General features: G+C 63.1%; 13 protein-coding genes and 1 tRNA gene. 8 read left to right on the forward strand and 6 right to left on the reverse strand.

Going from position 1 to position 16,729, the window contains the following annotated elements:
- Positions 1–47 precede the first annotated feature (47 nt).
- Positions 48–124, forward strand: a tRNA-Arg gene (locus V2I30_RS07510).
- A gap of 125 nt (positions 125–249) precedes the next feature.
- Here V2I30_RS07510 and ggt read toward each other — a convergent pair.
- The 6 genes from ggt to V2I30_RS07540 form a co-directional block, all read right to left on the reverse strand.
- Positions 250–2,031, reverse strand: a complete 1,782-nt coding sequence (ggt, locus tag V2I30_RS07515; protein WP_330661496.1) for a gamma-glutamyltransferase — start codon at positions 2,029–2,031, stop codon at positions 250–252.
- A 14-nt stretch (positions 2,032–2,045) separates the two neighbouring features.
- Complete coding sequence (locus tag V2I30_RS07520) at positions 2,046–2,573, reverse strand: PepSY-associated TM helix domain-containing protein (protein WP_330661497.1); 528 nt, start codon at positions 2,571–2,573, stop codon at positions 2,046–2,048.
- Positions 2,574–2,625: 52 nt separating this feature from the next.
- Complete coding sequence (locus tag V2I30_RS07525) at positions 2,626–5,901, reverse strand: VPS10 domain-containing protein (protein WP_330661498.1); 3,276 nt, start codon at positions 5,899–5,901, stop codon at positions 2,626–2,628.
- A gap of 92 nt (positions 5,902–5,993) precedes the next feature.
- Positions 5,994–7,202, reverse strand: coding sequence for an MFS transporter (locus V2I30_RS07530; protein WP_330661499.1), 1,209 nt, complete (start codon positions 7,200–7,202; stop codon positions 5,994–5,996).
- An 11-nt stretch (positions 7,203–7,213) separates the two neighbouring features.
- Positions 7,214–8,125, reverse strand: coding sequence for a haloalkane dehalogenase (locus V2I30_RS07535; RefSeq protein WP_330661500.1), 912 nt, complete (start codon positions 8,123–8,125; stop codon positions 7,214–7,216).
- Between the two features lie 58 nt (positions 8,126–8,183).
- Complete coding sequence (locus tag V2I30_RS07540; protein WP_330661501.1) at positions 8,184–9,047, reverse strand: mechanosensitive ion channel family protein; 864 nt, start codon at positions 9,045–9,047, stop codon at positions 8,184–8,186.
- A 125-nt stretch (positions 9,048–9,172) separates the two neighbouring features.
- Between V2I30_RS07540 and V2I30_RS07545 the strand changes: the two genes are divergently transcribed.
- The 7 genes from V2I30_RS07545 (at position 9,173) to V2I30_RS07575 (ending at position 16,674) form a co-directional block, all read left to right on the forward strand.
- Positions 9,173–10,345, forward strand: a complete 1,173-nt coding sequence (locus tag V2I30_RS07545; protein WP_330661502.1) for an acyl-CoA dehydrogenase family protein — start codon at positions 9,173–9,175, stop codon at positions 10,343–10,345.
- Between the two features lie 101 nt (positions 10,346–10,446).
- A complete protein-coding gene (locus tag V2I30_RS07550) occupies positions 10,447–10,746 on the forward strand; it encodes an FtsB family cell division protein (protein WP_330661503.1) in 300 nt (99 codons plus the stop codon).
- A 186-nt stretch (positions 10,747–10,932) separates the two neighbouring features.
- Positions 10,933–12,093 carry a pyruvate dehydrogenase (acetyl-transferring) E1 component subunit alpha gene (gene pdhA / locus V2I30_RS07555; protein WP_330661504.1) on the forward strand — a complete coding sequence of 387 codons (1,161 nt, stop codon included), beginning with the start codon at positions 10,933–10,935 and terminating at the stop codon, positions 12,091–12,093.
- Positions 12,093–13,478 (forward strand): pyruvate dehydrogenase complex E1 component subunit beta, encoded by a 1,386-nt coding sequence (locus tag V2I30_RS07560; protein WP_330661505.1) that lies wholly within the window; start codon positions 12,093–12,095, stop codon positions 13,476–13,478. Before pdhA ends, V2I30_RS07560 begins: the two co-directional genes overlap by 1 nt.
- Positions 13,479–13,631: 153 nt before the next feature.
- Positions 13,632–15,404, forward strand: coding sequence for a pilus assembly protein TadG-related protein (locus V2I30_RS07565; protein WP_330661506.1), 1,773 nt, complete (start codon positions 13,632–13,634; stop codon positions 15,402–15,404).
- Between the two features lie 5 nt (positions 15,405–15,409).
- The gene (locus V2I30_RS07570) at positions 15,410–15,988 is read left to right on the forward strand and encodes a TadE/TadG family type IV pilus assembly protein (protein WP_330661507.1); all 579 of its coding nucleotides are present in this window, start codon (positions 15,410–15,412) and stop codon (positions 15,986–15,988) included.
- 89 nt (positions 15,989–16,077) lie between these two features.
- The gene (locus tag V2I30_RS07575) at positions 16,078–16,674 is read left to right on the forward strand and encodes a TadE/TadG family type IV pilus assembly protein (protein ID WP_330661508.1); all 597 of its coding nucleotides are present in this window, start codon (positions 16,078–16,080) and stop codon (positions 16,672–16,674) included.
- Positions 16,675–16,729 lie beyond the last annotated feature (55 nt).

The raw sequence follows: 16,729 nt of genomic DNA on the forward strand, positions 1-16,729 counted from the left end.
CAAGTGTTTGCAAGCCGAGAGCCGGCGCAGTACGGCGAAGCCTCGGGGACCCCGTAGCTCAGCCGGATAGAGCATCAGATTCCTAATCTGAGGGCCGCGCGTTCGAATCGCGCCGGGGTCACCATTCTTGTTTTTCGATCGCCCATCCGGGCGATCGTCCTCGCTGCTATTCCCTTCGCTCCGCTCCGGGGCAGCTGCGGGCGGCCGGTCGGTCTTGCGGACCCTTGGTGGGTCCGTTTTCCATTCAAGCTAGTACCCGCTGGCCTGGCCGTCTTTGCGCATTTCGGTGGCGCCGGCATAGACGCCGGTTTCGGGGTTGCGGGCGATGGCCTGGTAGCCGCCGAACATGATACCGTTCTCGACCACGCGGACATTGTGGCCCATTGCCTCCAATGCCTCGATGGTCGCCTGTGGGATGCCGGGTTCGACATTGAGCGTGCCGAGCGGATCGGCGGCGGGGCCGGTGAGTGCTTCGGTAGGCTGCCGCCCGCCATCGTGGTTGATGCGCGCGGCATCGCCCGCTTCCTGAATGTTCATGCCATAATCGACCATGTTGATGAGGATCTGGACATGCCCCTGTGGCTGCATACCGCCGCCCATCAGGCCAAGCGTCATATAGGCCTCACCGTCCTTCTTCACGAAAGCCGGGATGATCGTGTGGAAGGGGCGCTTGCCCGGTTCGTAGGCATTGGGGTGCGCTGCATCGAGGCTGAAGAGCTCGCCGCGATCCTGAAACATGAAGCCGAGGCCATCGGGCACCAACCCGCCGCCCATGCCGCGATAGTTGGACTGGATGAGGCTCACCATCATGCCGTCCTTGTCGGTGACGGTGAGATAGGTGGTGTCGCCTTCACCCTCCAATTTGGGTTCGCCGGGACCTAATTCGGGCGTGGCACGGTCGGGATCGATCAGCGCGAAGCGTTCCCGGCCATATTCCTCGCTCAGCAGCTCTTCGGGGAAGCGGGTGAAGTCGGGATCGGCGTAGAACCGCGCGACATCGGCATAGGCGAGGCGCTTGGCTTCGGTGATGTAGTGGATAACCTCGGGGCTCCCGCGCTCCCATTGCGAGAGGTCAATATTCTTCAGGATATTGACCATTTGCAGCGCGGCGAAGCCCTGCGTGTTGGGCGGCAGTTCGCACAGTTCGAAGCCGTCCCTATACTCGGTGCAGGCGGGCTCGACCCAGTCGCTTTTGTGGGCGGCGAAATCTTCCATCGTGTAGGCCGAGCCTTGCTCCCGAAGGTAATCGACCATCGTCCGGGCAAGCTCGCCTTCGTAGAATGCATCGCGCCCTTCGCGCCCTATCGTCTCCAGCGTATTCGCAAGGTCCGGGTTCTTGAAAATCTCGCCCGCTTCAGGCGCCGTGCCGTCGGCAAACCAGGTGGCGCGGGCATTGTCGAATTCGAAATCGAAGCTTTCGAGCCGGCGTGTGTAAGCGCGCAAGCTGCGGTCGAGATACATCGCGATCACCGGCGCGACCGGGTGTCCTTCGCGGGCATACTCCACAGTCGGTGCAAGGATATCGCTCATTGGCATCCTGCCGAAGCGTTCATGCATGGCGAACCAGCCATCGACCGTGCCGGGAATCGTGACGGCCAGGGGGCCGACCGGGGGCAACGCTTCCGCGCCGTCGAGCTTCTCGTTCAACTCATCGAGCGTCTGCCCCATAGGCGAGCGGCCCGAACCGTTGAGGCCGTAGAGCTTGTCGGTTGCGGGGTCATAGATGATGGCGAAGATATCGCCGCCGATCCCGTTGCCCGTCGGCTCCATCAGGCCGAGCGCTGCGTTGGCCGCAATCGCCGCATCGACTGCGGTGCCGCCCTCGCGCAGGATTTGAAGCGCGATTTGCGTCGCCAGCGGATGCGCGGTCGCGACCATGCCGTTCTCGCCATAGACCGGACTGCGCGACCAGTTCGCGCCCACCGGTCTGCCGCCTGCGCCGATCTGTTCCTCGACCGGCTTCATCGCATCCTGTGCTCCTCCCGGGGTGGCGATAAGAGCGAGGGCGGCGGCGGCGAGCGATAAGCGCATCGGAATTCCTTGGATCAGGCGGGTTTCTTGGCCCGTTGCTTCTTCGATTTCGCGATGCGGGGCAAGAGGAAGAGATACGCGCCCGTTCCCCACATGATGATGAGGAGCACGCCGGTGGGCAGGAAAATGTAGAGCTTCACCCAGTCGGCGAAGAACGAACCGTCATGGATCTGCTCGATCACGTCCGAGCGGCGGTAGGCGACTTTGAGAACCTCGCTCGTCTGCGTATCGACCTGCACTTCCCATCCTGAATTGGCGCGCAATTTGGCGATGCCGCGATCGACGCGCAGGTCGATGCGGTCGATGTCGGACCATTCTTCGATCCCGGCCTCGGGGTGCGCACGTGCGGCATCCAGCATCTGCTCGAAGCTGACCTCTGGCAATTGCGCTTCGGCCACGCCCCGCTCGGTGCCAGGCTGGATCCACTCGATCTCCTTCTTGAGCATCAGGAAACCGCCCGCGACGAACATGATCGCGGCGGGAACGAAGATGGCGAGCGACAGCCAGTAATGGACCTGACGAAACAGGCGTTTGGGATTCATTGGAGTATCCTGAGGCGGGGCCTGTGATCGGACAAGCCCCGCGCGGTTTTGATTACTGCGGGATAGCCGCTCCCGGCACCCAGGGCGCACCGGCCGCTTCGAGCTCGGCCTCGAACGCCGGGATCGTCTGCTCGCGCAGGGTCCGCAAGCGGTCGCGCACCGCGTCGAATTCGGCCTTGGCATAGCCAAGCTGATCGCGGTGGTTCTGCGTCGGGCCGTATGTCGAGCGGCTCGTCCCGAACATCACGAAGCCAAGCCGGCTGCGAACCGTAGGCTGCGTGCGCTCGTAGATCGCGTTGCGCGCCTGGTTGCCATTGAGCATGGCGTCGAGCGTCTGTGCTTCGCTCCGGATTGCGGAGAGGCGGTTGTCGAGCGCGGTAGGATCGCCGCCGGGCGTCCGCGCAACGGCGATATCGAGGAACTCGATCTTCTTCTCCACCTCGTCGAGCGACTGCGCCACCGCGGTCACCTTGCGATCGAAAGCGGCGACGTCCTGCCAGAAGGCCTGCGTATCGGGCTGCGCGGGCAGCGCGCCATCGCGCAGACGTTCGACCATGAAGGGCTGCGGACCGACAAGCTCGGTCGTCTGCCCCCGCACCCGCTTCGACAGCGAGACGGTGTACTGGCCCGGCGCGGCGAGATAGCCGTTGGGCTCGTCCTGCCCCGGTCGCAGCGGATTGGCCGCCCCGGTGTCGGGATAGCGCAGGTTCCAGTTGACGCGGTGGAAGCCTTTCTTTGCGGGGCCCTTCAAGCGCCGCACGACATTGCCATCGCTATCGCGCACGGTGAGATAGACCGCCGGGTCCTGCTCGAGGATTTCCGCCGTCATCGCATCGAAGCCGGGGAAGGGCGTGTCGCGCATCGCCTCGTTTGCCGGCTTCTCGCGCTCCTGCCGCATCTCTTCGAGGCTCTGGATGTCCTCGGCAAGATAATAGGTGAAGTTCGCGCCGAATGGTGGGTTCTCCGCGCGGAAATAGCCGTGGCCTTGTGATCCGCCGGGCGAGAAAGCGAGGTCGGGCTGTTCGACATACCACCACGCCTTGCGGCCCGGGAAAAGCATCGCCTCGCGGTTCAGATCCGCTTCGGAAAGCGAGCGCAGCGGGGAGATGTCGTCCACGATATAGAAGCCGCGCCCGAAGGTTGCCGCCACCAGATCGTCCTCGCGCCGCTGGATCGTCACATCGCGGAATCCGATGGTCGGCGCTTCGCCCGACAGCCTGGTCCATTTCTGCCCGCCATCGAGGCTGAACATCAGCGCAAACTCGGTCGCGGTGAAGAGCAGGTTGGGGTCCTCGTGATCCTGTACGATCCTCCAGACCAGATGCCGCTCAGGGATATCGCCCGCGATCGAGCGCCAGCTGCGCCCGCGATCGGTGCTCTTGAGAAGATACGGCTTGAAGTCGCCATATTTGTGATTGTCGAGCGCGACATAGACCGTGTCGGGATCGTGTAGATCGGCGCGGATGTCATTGACGAAAGCGCGTTCGGGAACGCCGGGCAGCGAGCCGACTTCGATGCGGCGCCAGTTCGCCCCGCCATCCTCTGTCACCTGGATGAGGCCATCGTCGGTGCCGACATAGAGCACGCGTTCATCGAAGGGCGATTCCCCGATGGAGGTGATCGTGTTGTACTGGCTCATCGCGTAGATGTCCCAGCCCGCATCCCAGCTCCACTGGCGGCCCATCACGGGCAGGCGCATGCGATCTTCGTTGCGCGTGAGATCGCCCGAAATCGCCCTCCAGCTGTCGCCGCGATCGTTCGAACGCCACAGGCGCTGCGAAGCGAAATAGACGCGGGTTGGCTCGTGCTGGCTGATCCAGATCGGCGAATCCCAGTTCCAGCGCGCAATCGGGTCGCCGGGCGCGGGCTGAGGCTGGATCAGGACGACCTCGCCATTGGTGCGATCGACGCGGGCAAGGTTCCCCTGCTGCGCCTGCGCATACATGATGTCGGGATTGCCGGGTTCGGTCGCGGATTGGTGCCCGTCGCCGAACAGGGTCACGAACCAGTCGGAGTTGCGGATGCCCTGAACGTTATCGGTGCGCGAGGGGCCGCCTTGCGAATTATTGTCCTGCGTGCCGCCGAAGACATTGTAGAACGGCTCGGCATCGTCGACCGCAACCTTGTAGAACTGCGTGATCGGCAGGTTGTCGATAAAGCGCCAAGTCTCGGCGTGATCCCAGCTTTCGTAAAGTCCACCGTCAGAGCCGAACATGATGTAGTCGGGATCGGTCGGGTGGAAGGCGATCGCGTGATCGTCGACATGCTTCAGATCGTTGTTGAGATCGCTGAAGGTCTTCCCGCCATCGTTCGAGATCTGCGAAGTGTTGGAGACGAGGTAGATGCGGTCGAAATAGTGGGGGCTAGCATAAAGCTCCTGATAGTAATGCGGGCCGGTGCCGCCGCTGACCGTATCGGACATCTTGGTCCAGCTCGACCCGCGATTGTTCGAACGCCAAACGCCGCCTTCGCGCCGGTCGAGCTCGATGGCTGCGTAGACGACATCGGGCTGCATGGGAGAGACGGCGATGCCGGTCTTGCCCATATTGCCTTCGGGGAGGCCGGTCTCGAGCTCGGTCCAGTTCTCCCCGCCATCTTCGCTGCGCCACAACCCGCTTTCCGGACCGCCGCCGACATAGGCCGCGACGGTGCGATGGCGTTGCCACAGCGCGGCGTAGAGCCGGTCGGGATTGCTGGGGTCGATGATGAGATCGCCCGCGCCGGTATAGGGCCCGGCAGAGAGGACATTCTCCCACGTCTCGCCGCCATCGGTGGTCTTGTAGATCCCGCGCTCGCCGCCCGGCGACCAGAGCGGACCTTGGGCTGCGACCCAGATCGTGTCGGAATCTTCCGGGTGGACGATGATGTTGCCGATGCGCTCGGTGCCTTCGAGGCCCTTCTTGGTCCAGGTTTTGCCGCCATCTTCGGAGAGGTAGAGACCATCGCCGAAGGCAAGATGGCGCCCGCCGTGGTTCTCGCCGGTGCCGACCCAGATGCGGCTTGGATCATTGGGATCGAGCGCGAGTGAGCCAATCGAGTAGGAGCCTTGCCCGTCGAACAGGCTCTTCCACGTCGTGCCGGCATTCTCGGTCTTCCAGACACCGCCGGAGCCGACCGCGACATACCAGGTGGAGGGGTGGTCGGGGACGATGGCGATGTCGGCAATGCGCCCGGACATGAAGGCTGGGCCGATGCTGCGCAGCTTGAAGGCCTCGAAGGTCTTTTCGGAGAGCTTGGGGGCGTCTTCGTCGCCAGCATCTTGCGCGAAAGCGGCCTGCCACAGCCCGAAAGCGGCCAGCAGGCCGACCAGCATGCGAAGGATCGTCATGAAGTTCCCCGTCTCGATTCTCGTGTCGTCCGCCGCCGAGGCTACGACTTTTTGCCATGGCGAGACAAGGTCTCACGGGTTGGCAGCAGTCGCTACGGCCGATCGAGCCGCGCATAGAGCGACAGCAGCACCACGCCAAGCGACATCGCGGTCAGCATCGCGCAGGTGCCGGCCCAGCCAGCGACATCGTAGACCGCGGTTCCCGCAATGCTGCCGAGCGCGCCGCCCAGGAACATCAGCACGATGTAGCTGGTGGTCAGCCGCGTGCGGATGGCGGGTTCCAGCGCGAGGAAGGTCATGCGCCCGGTGACGTCGATCGTCGGCCCGACGAGGTTCGAGATGAACAGCGGCACGATCACCGTCCACACATTCCAGCCCAGTGGGTAAAGCAGCGCGATCCCGGCGAGCTGGACAACGGCGGCGGCAATGCGCGCGCGGCGCGGCCCGACAGTGTCCGCCCAGCGTCCCAGCCGCGGCGTAGCAAGAATGCTGACGATGGCGATCGCGGCGAGCGTGCCGACCGTGTCGACCCCGTAGCCCAGCGCCGGGCTGGTCAGATGCAGCGCCAGCGCCAGCCATACGGCGGTGAAGCCGGCGAAATTGAGCCCCTGGATCACGCCAGAGATCAGCATATCGCGATTGGCTCTGGCGAGCGCGAAGACCGACACGAGCAGCGCGCCATAGCTCGCCTGCGCGCTTTTCGGCTCGGCCCGCTCCGCGCGCAGGCTGAGCGGCAGCAACAATGTCGCTCCCGCCATCAGCGCAAAGGCGCACCAGTAGACCGCGCGCCAGCCGAATTGCGCCGCGACGAAACCCGCCCCCAGGCGCGCCACCAGGATGCCGAGGATCACGCCCGCTGTGAGCAAAGCGGTAACCTGGCCCAGCCGCTCCGGCGCGACCCGCTTCGAGGCGAAGGCCGGGATCAGATAGGGCGCGATGGTGACGAAGCCGAGCAGCGTCGAAAACAGCGTGAACAGCGCGAAGCTTTCCGCCAGCGCCATGCCAAGCATGAAGAGCGTCTGCGCGGCGACGAAAAGGATGCACAGCGCCTTGTTCGAATAGCGATCGCCCAGCGGTAGGAGCAGGGAAATACCGAGCGCCAGCGCCAGTTGGTTGAGCGCCGGAACGATGCCGATCCGCGCATCGCCGACCGCGAAACTGTCGGCCACTTCGCCGATAATCGGGTGGATGTAGTATGCATTGGCGGTGACGACCGCGACCGTCACGGCAAGCGCGAGTTCCTGCGCCCGCGTGAGGGTGGAAGGGGTGGGGGCGGCTGCGGCCTGATCGGATGCTCGCAAGCCCGGCCTGCTCAGAAAACACCCGCCTTTTTCGCCGTATCGATCACGCCCTGCGCCAGTTCCGCCGGGCGGTCCTCCTGACAGAAATGGCCGCATTGGGGCAGTGTCGCATGCGGCATGTCCTTGGCGCCCGCGATGCGTTCGACAAGGTGCGGGGCAAGGCCGCCGGTGACCGGATCGTCCTCGCCGAAGAGGGTGAGGAACGGTTTGTCGAAGCTCTCCAGGCCCTTCCAGGCCGCCTTGTTCTGCTCGATGCCGTCCATCCCGTCCTCGACCGGCACCAGCGCGGGGAAAGCGCGCGCGCCCGCCTTGCTCGGCTCGTCGGGGAAGGGCGCGTCATAGGCGGCGATCTCGGCCTCGGTGCGCTCGGTTGCAGTGGCGCGCTGGAGCAGTTCGCCGATCTTGAAATCGGGCGAGGTCTTGGCGAATTCGCGCCAGGCGAGGAAGGCGGGCGACGGAGTGCCGCCGGTGGGCAGAAAGGTATTGCTCGCCACCACATAGTCGAACCGGTCGGGCTCCTCACCCACCATGCGCAGGCCGAGAAGTCCGCCCCAGTCCTGACAGAACAGGCCGGCATTTTGCGGGCAAACCGCATCGCGCCACTGTTTCAGCCAGCTTATGTGCCGGTCATAGGTGTAGAACGCGATGTCATTGGGCTTGTCGCTCTTGCCGAAGCCGATGAGGTCCGGCGCGAGACAGCGAAAGCCCGCCTCGAGCAATGGCCGGATCATCTTGCGATAGAGGAAGCTCCAGCTCGGCTCGCCGTGGAACAGCAGCACGACAGGCGCGTCGCGCGGCCCCTCGTCGACATAATGCATCCGTCCCGAACGCCCTTCGCCAAGGTCGACCGTAGTCCAGTGCTCGGCGAAATCGTAGTCGGGAAGGTTCGCGAAGCGGGCGGGATCGGAAGTCAGTATTTTCACGGGGCCGATTCTCCTCTCGTCGAGGCGGCGGTAGCATGAATGCGCCTATGCGAGCGCGCTAAACTTCCTCGCCCGGTGTCTCGCCCAGCGGCACCTTCTCCTTGAAGGTATGCGTGACGTAGGGGAACGGGATTTCGATCCCCGCATCGTCCAGTCCCCGCTTGATCGCGCGTACCACCTTGTCCTTCGATTCCCAGCCGGCGCGCGGGGTCGATCCCGACCACCAGCGCACCAGGAAATCGACCGAGGACGAGTTGAATTCCTGCGCGAAGATATCGAGCCCCTTCTCGGTATCGACGTCTTCCACCGCAGAGACCGCCTTGCGGATCACCTCGGCGGCCTCGTCGAGATCGGTGTCGTAGGAAACCCCTATCACGACATCGTGGCGGCGCTTTTCGGTATCGGTGAGAATCTCGACCGGGTTCTTGAACAGGATCGAATTGGGCACCACCGTCAGCTCGCCCGACAGCGCGCGGATGTGCGTTTCGCGCAAGGTGATGTGTTCGACCTTGCCGATGATTTCCTGGCATTCGATGACGTCGCCGATGCGCATCTTGTCGCGGATCATGATGAGGACGCCGGCGAGAAAGTTCTCGAAGATGTCCTGAAAGGCGAAGCCGATCGCGACCGCGCCGATACCGAGCCCGGCGACGAGCGAGCCGACCGTGAGGCCGGGGAACACCACAATCATCGCGATGAGGATGCCGAGCAGCCATACCGCGAGCTTGACCAGCGTCTCGATCAGATTGCGAAGGCTGGGGCGCAGGGTCGTTTTGCCGACAATCGCATCGGCGATCTTCACCGCGAAGCCCGCAATGATCGCGGTGATGATGAGGATGACGAGAGCGATGCCGAGCGAGGGCAGGGCGCGGACGAATTCCGAACCCATGTCGTTCAATTGATCGGTGAGTGTGCGAAGCATGCGCGGCCCTTATTCCGGTTTTCGTGCGCTTGGCAAATGTCGTTTTCCACCGCCGGTTCCCGCGATTGCCGCTCGGTCCGTGAGCGCGGTGGACTTCGCACGCCGCCCACGGCACACAGCGCGCCATGCGAAACGAAAGCGAAGAACTGGGCGAAATTCGCCGCGCGGTGCGCAATCTGTGCGCGGACTTCCCCGGCGAATACTGGCGGGCGAAGGATGCGAGCCGCGAATATCCATCTGAATTCGTCGACGCGCTGACCAAAGCGGGCTTTCTCGCGGCGCTCATTCCGGAAGAATATGGCGGCAGCGGCCTCAGCCTCCAGGCAGCCTGCGTGATCATGGAGGAGATCCAGGCCTCGGGCTCGAACGGCAGTTCGGCGCACGCGCAAATGTACATCATGAATACGTTGCTGCGTTACGGGTCTAAGGCGCAGAAGGCGGAATACTTGCCGCGCATTGCCAATGGCGAATTGCGGCTGCAGGCTTTCGGCGTTTCCGAACCTACCAGCGGCACCGACACGCTCAGCCTGAAGACCCGCGCGGTGCGAGATGGCGACGAGTATGTCGTCACCGGACAGAAGATCTGGACCAGCCGCGCCGAGCATTCGGACCTGATGCTGCTGCTGGCGCGGACCACACCGCGCGAGGAAGTCGAGAAGAAAACCGATGGCCTGTCGATCTTCCTGGTCGACATGCAGGCGGCGCTCGCAAACGGCATGAGCATCAAGCCGATCCGCACGATGATGAACCACTCCTCCTGCGAGGTCTTCTTCGACGATCTGCGCATTCCGGCCAGCGCGCTGGTGGGCGAGGAGGGGAAGGGCTTTCGCTACATCCTGTCGGGCATGAATGCCGAACGCATCCTGATCGCGGCGGAATGTATCGGCGATGCGAAATGGTTCATCCAGCAGGCGAAGGACTATGCCAGCGATCGCAGCGTGTTCGCTCGGCCCATCGGGCAGAACCAGGGCGTCCAGTTCCCGATCGCGCGCTGCTATGCGCAGATGTGCGCCGCCGAGCTTATGGTTTATCATGCGGCGCAGGTCTACGACGAAGGCGGCTCCGGATCGGCGTCCGGGGGCGCGGAGGCGAACATGGCGAAGCTGCTCGCCTCGGAGGCAAGCTGGGCGGCGGCGGATATGTGCGTGCAGACCTTCGGCGGGTTCGGCTTTGCCGAGGAATACGATGTCGAGCGCAAGTTTCGCGAAGCGCGGCTCTACACCGTGGCGCCGATCTCGACCAATCTCATCCTGTCCTATCTCGCCGAACATGTTCTCGGTCTCCCGCGATCCTATTGACGGCGGCGCGCCCCGCAAAACCGCGTAGAAAGCGCATTTTCCTTGCAACCGGCGCGCCTGTGTGATTCTGTGAGGGTGAGACGAGAGATCGCGGGGACACGATGCGCAAGCCGATGCGGGAACAGGTGAGACAAGGCGCGGCGCTTGCGCTGCTCGTCGCCCTTACGCTCGCCGCCATCGCCGGGCCGACCGGGCTGCTCGCCTGGGCCGAAAGCAGCGAAGTGCTCGAACAGCGCGAGGCGCGCATCGCGGTGCTGACCGAGAAACGCGATGCTCTCGCCAACCGGGTCGAGCTGCTCGATCCCGAGGGCGCCGATCCCGATCTGGTGACCGAACTGGTGCGCCAGGAACTGGGCGTGCTCCATCCCGACGAGATCGTCGTCGTGATCGAGGACGAGTGACGCACCACTCGCTCGGTAAGCGGTTTCCCAATATCTCTCCATTCCGGTTAAAAGCGCCGCGCCGCGCGGCTTGACGTTGCGTCGCTGCGGGCTGCGTGCCTATAGGCGCCTTCGAGAGTTGTGACCGGCCGGTTCGTCCACCTCCGGACGTTGGCGGCCCGTCCGATCGGAGAGGATCGAACGCCCGTGGCCAGAAAACCCGCCGCCAAGAAAGCCCCCGCCGGAAAGGCGCCTGCCAACAAAGCCGGTGCGAAGAAAACGCCCGCCGCCAAGCGAGGCTCGAACAAGGTCCCGGCCAGCCCCGCGAGCGCTCCGTCGGACGACCCCGATTTCACCCTTCATTCGCTTCAGGACGAATTCGAGAAGAGCAAGCGTTTCGACGCCAGCGACGATCAGATGCTCGAATTCTACCGCCAGATGCTTCTCATCCGCCGGTTCGAGGAGAAGGCGGGCCAGCTTTACGGTCTCGGCCTGATCGGCGGCTTCTGCCACCTCTATATCGGTCAGGAAGCGGTCGCGATCGGGCTGCAATCGGCGCTCGACAACGACAAGGACAGCGTCATCACCGGTTACCGCGATCATGGTCACATGCTCGCCTACGGCATCGATCCCAAGGTCATCATGGCGGAGCTGACAGGCCGCGAAGCCGGCATTTCGAAGGGCAAGGGCGGGTCGATGCACATGTTCTCGACCGAGCGCAAATTCTACGGCGGCCACGGTATCGTTGGCGCGCAGGTGGCGCTTGGCGGCGGGCTCGCGCTGGCGCATCAGTATAACGAGGATGGCGGCGTGTGCCTTGCCTATTTCGGCGACGGTGCGGCCAACCAGGGGCAGGTTTACGAGACCTTCAACATGGCCTCGCTCTGGAACCTGCCGATCGTTTTCGTGGTCGAGGACAACCAATACGCCATGGGCACCGCGACCAAGCGGTCCTCCGCCGAAACGCGTTTCTATCGCCGCGGCACCGCCTTCCGCATTCCGGGCATGGAGGTCGACGGCATGAACGTCCTCGAAGTTCGCGCCGCCGCCGAGGTCGCGTTCCAGCATGTGCGCGACGGGAAAGGCCCGGTGCTGATGGAGTGCAACACCTATCGCTATCGCGGCCATTCCATGTCCGACCCTGCCAAGTATCGCACGCGCGAGGAAGTGCAGGAGCAGCGCGAGCAGAAAGACCCGATCGAGCGCCTCAAGAAGGCCCTGATCGAAGCCGGACACAGCGAGGACGATCTGAAAGCCATCGACAAGGAAATTCGCAAGATCGTCGCCGAAGCGGCTGATTTCGCGGAGAATTCGCCCGAGCCGGACCCGTCCGAACTCTACACCGACGTGCTGGTGGAGGACTATTGATGGCGATTGAACTCAAGATGCCCGCGCTTTCGCCGACGATGGAGGAGGGCACGCTTGCCAAGTGGCTCAAATCTGAGGGCGATGTGATCGAGCCGGGCGACATCATCGCCGAGATCGAAACAGACAAGGCGACGATGGAATTCGAGGCTATCGACGAAGGCACGCTCGCCAAGATAATGGTCGAGGAAGGCACGGAGAATGTCGCCGTTGGCGCCGTCATCGCCATGATGGCGGGCGAGGGCGAAGATGCGGGTGATGTCGAAGCGCCTGCCGAAAAGGACGAGGCGCCGGTCGACGACAAGCCGGGCGAGGGCAAGGACGAAGGCCGTGACGAGCCAGGCGGCGTGAGCGCCCCAAAGGCCGCGCCGCGCTCCGATGATCCCGAGATACCCGAAGGCACCAGCTTCACTTCGATCACTGTGCGCGAAGCCCTGCGCGATGCGATGGCCGAGGAAATGCGCGCCGACAAACGCGTCTTCGTCATGGGCGAGGAAGTCGCCGAGTATCAGGGCGCCTACAAGGTGACGCAGGGCCTGCTCGACGAATTCGGATCGAAGCGCGTGATCGATACGCCGATCACCGAATATGGCTTTGCCGGGATCGGGACGGGCGCGGCGATGGGCGGTCTGCGCCCCATCGTCGAATTCATGACCTTCAACTTCGCGATGCAGGCGATCGACCATATCGTGAACTCGGCAGCGAAGACGAACTACATGAGCGGCGGCCAGATGCGCTGCCCGGTCGTCTTCCGCGGACCCAATGGCGCTGCGAGCCGCGTGGGCGCGCAGCACTCGCAGAATTACGGACCGTGGTATGCGAGCGTACCCGGCCTCATCGTCATCGCGCCCTATGACAGCGCCGATGCCAAGGGCCTGATGAAAGCCGCGATCCGCACCGAGGATCCGGTCGTCTTCCTTGAGAACGAGCTGGTCTATGGCCGCAGCTTCGAGGTGCCCGATCTCGACGACCATATCCTTCCGATCGGCAAGGCGCGGATCGTGCGCGAGGGCAAGGATGCGACCATCGTCACCTATTCGATCGGCGTCGGCTTCGCGCTCGAAGCGGCGGAGAAGCTCGCGGAAGAGGGGATCGATGCCGAGGTGATCGACCTTCGCACCCTGCGCCCGCTCGACAAGGAAGCTGTGCTCACCAGCCTTGCCAAGACCAACCGCCTGGTGGTCGCCGAAGAGGGCTGGCCGACCTGTTCGATCGCGTCGGAAATCATCGCGATCTGCATGGAGGAAGGCTTCGACGATCTCGACGCGCCGGTCCTGCGCGTCTGCAACGAAGACGTGCCGCTGCCCTATGCCGCGAACCTCGAAGCACTCGCGCTGATCGATGCCGAACGGATCGTCCGCGCGGTGAAGAAGGTGTGCTACGCCTGACAGTGCGCGAACGTCGCTTTTCCGCGCGCTGCGAACCGGCACAGCGCCGGTTCCGCACCCGCGGCGGGACCCCGTTATTAACCATGTCACTTTAGGCGATAGTAAAGGAATCCGCGCTAGCTGACGCTCTACCTCTACCGTGGAGCTACGTACATGCTGGGACCGTACCAGACTACTCAGGCAGAAAGCCATCGCCCCACGGGGCTCGCGCGCGCTATCTCGCACCTTCGTCGCAGTACACGTGCCAGCGTGCTGCCAATCATGGCCGGCGCGCTCATCCCCACCATGGCGATGATCGGCAGCAGCATCGATTTCGGCCGCGCTTATCTCGCGCAGTCGAAGCTCCAGGGCGCCGTCGACGCAGGCGCGCTCGCCGCCGTCCGAGCCAAGCAATTGTCAAGCAATTCGATCAACGCATCCGAGAATATCGGACAGGACTATATCGTCGCCAACTTCCCGGTCGGCTATGTCGGCGCGACGATCACGACTAGCGACGTTACCGTAACCGCGGAAGACGATACGATCGTCGTCGATGTCGACGCCAGCGGGACGGTCGACACGACGCTTTTGCGCGTCATCGGTATCGATACTCTGCCATTCGCCGCATCCGCGACCGCGCAGGCGTCCGAAACGCTACCCAATTCGGTCGAGGCTTTGCTGGTGCTCGACAATACCGGCTCGATGCGCGGCTCGCGCATGTCCTCACTTAAGACCGCGGCAAAGAACTTTATCGACACGATCTATGGCGACAGCAACACGCGCGAGGGCTTCGCCGTCGGCATCTTGCCTTACAACACCATGGTCAATGTCGGGCGCCTGGTGCGCATGCACGATGCCAGCATGGTCCAGTCCTATCCCGGTTTCACCGACAAGCCGGTGACCGACACGCTGGGTTGGAAAGGCTGTGTCTTCGCCGATGAGACGATCCGCGACATTTCGTCCGATCCCCTCACGATCGACACCGGCGCCTACGATATCGGTGACGAGATGCCGGGCGATCCAGGCAGCTCGATGCCCAAGATTGAGCCGTTTGTCTATCCGCCGATCTACGTCGATTCGTTCCAGGACGTGAACAATCGCTACAACGTGCCGAGCGGCTATGAAGGTATCCTCGAGATACCCACCGTGCGCAACGCGCTGATCCGGCTGCACGGCGACGACATCTGCGTTCACAAGAGCAGCGGCAATGATCGCAACTGCTCGCAGCCAAATTCGCGGATTTCAATCGCCCGACTGCCCGATTCGGGCGATTTCGTGAATGCCCGCTATTACAGCCACCATTCGGGCGAGAGCACTTCGGCGAGCCCCAACAACATTTGGGGTGCATCGCCGAATTACCAGTGCCCGGCGCAGGCGCTACCCTTGTCCTATTCTAACACGCGCAACGGGCTTAGGAATTACATCGACGACGAAAACTATGCGCTGCGCCCCGGCACCGGCACGTTCCATAATGCGGCAATGACCTGGGCTTACCGCCTGATAAGCCGCGATGACGTCTTCCCACGTGCACGGCCCTCTGGCATCCCGGTGAAGAAAGTCGTGATCTTCATGACCGACGGAAACTTCGACAGTAAAGATGATGGTCGTAGTGGTCCGGGTGGCACGGTTCTCGACACCGCCTACACCGCCTACAAGACTTACGAAGACAAGATCATCATCGATACGACCGATCGCGACGATACAATCACCAACCTGGCCTATCGCTTCGCCAAGTCGTGCGAAGCTATGAAAGGTGATGGCATCGAGATCTACACGATTGCTTTCGCGCTCAACAACAACGCCGAAGGCAATGCGACGCGCGATATGTTCCGCAATTGTGCAACCGATCGCAACACCCACTTCTTCTCGGCAGCCAACGGGGCGCAGTTGAACGAGGCTTTCGTCACCATCGCGGCGGAACTCGTGAATTTGCGGTTGACCAACTGATGGCAATGTTCCGACAGCTCCGACGCCGCGAGGACGGCGTGACGATCGTTGAATTTGCCTTCGTCGCTCCGGTCCTGATCCTATTCGTTACCGGCCTGCTCGAGATCGGCTACATCCTGTTCGCGCGCTCGACGCTCGAAAGCGCGGTGCTCGCCGCCTCGCGCGAAGCGCGGGTGTCGCCCTGTCCAAATGATGTTGCGAGTGCGGTGGAAACTCGGCTGCAGGACCGCATGTCGGTCATCATGAGCGTCGATGACGAGCCCGCTGCGCTAACGGTCGAATCCTATTCGAGCAATTTTGGCGATGTCGGCAATCCCGAACCCTTCGACGACGTCAACGACAACGGGACACGCGATCCAGGCGAGAGCTACACCGACACGAACGGCAACGGTGAATGGGACGAGGACATGGGCCTGTCGGGCGATTTCGGCGGGTTCGGTGACGTCGTGCGATTCACCGCGTCGCAGGACGTTCCCTCGCTGTTTCCCTTCTTCGCCAATACCGTCACAGACGGGCAGCCGCATTATACGCTGACAGCGGTGACGGTGGTGCGCAATGAACCTTTTACGGATGAGACATGCTGAGACTGCGCCGAGATAATCGATCCAGGGCCGGCGGGCCGGACTGGGGCATTCGCGGTTTCCTCCGGCGACTGCGCCGAGACCGGCGAGGCATGGCGCTGATCGAGTTCGCCTACACGCTACCCATCTTTCTCGGTTTCGGGCTGATCGGCATTGAGTTCACCAATGTCGTCCTTGCGCACCAGAAGAGCGAGCGCATCGCCTCGACCATCGCCGACCAGGTCGCGAGCAACCAGATCGCACCCAACGAACGGCAGATGGGCGACATGTTCGAGGCGGTTGAGCTAATCGCTGCCCCCTTCGCCTTCGATCCCGCCGGGACGGTCATTGTCACCGCGGTAGTGGGCATTTACGACGAGGACGACGACGAGGTGCAGAACAAGGTCGCCTGGCAGCGCTGTTCGGCGGAAGACAGCTTCGAGAGTACTATCGGCACCGAGTGGACGGACACCGGCGATATTGCCGACGGTCCCGAAGTGGACCTTCCCAACGATGTCGCGCTGGGACAGAACCAGATGGTGATCATCTCGGAAATCTTCTTTCCCTATAGCGAAATCATCAGTGAGGCGCTGGTCGAGGGGATGCTGCCCGGCGACGGCATATTCTACGAACGTGCGATGTTCCGCACCCGTGGCGCTGCCCTCATGAATATCACGCCGGTGACGGGGGTGGCAACGCACGTCTGCTGATCGCGCAGTGGCCGCGACCGTGGAGACTGGACGCCCGAGGAATGCGCTCGGTTGA

Origin of the sequence: Erythrobacter sp. (assembly GCF_036351135.1) — a bacterium.
GTDB lineage: Bacteria > Pseudomonadota > Alphaproteobacteria > Sphingomonadales > Sphingomonadaceae > Erythrobacter.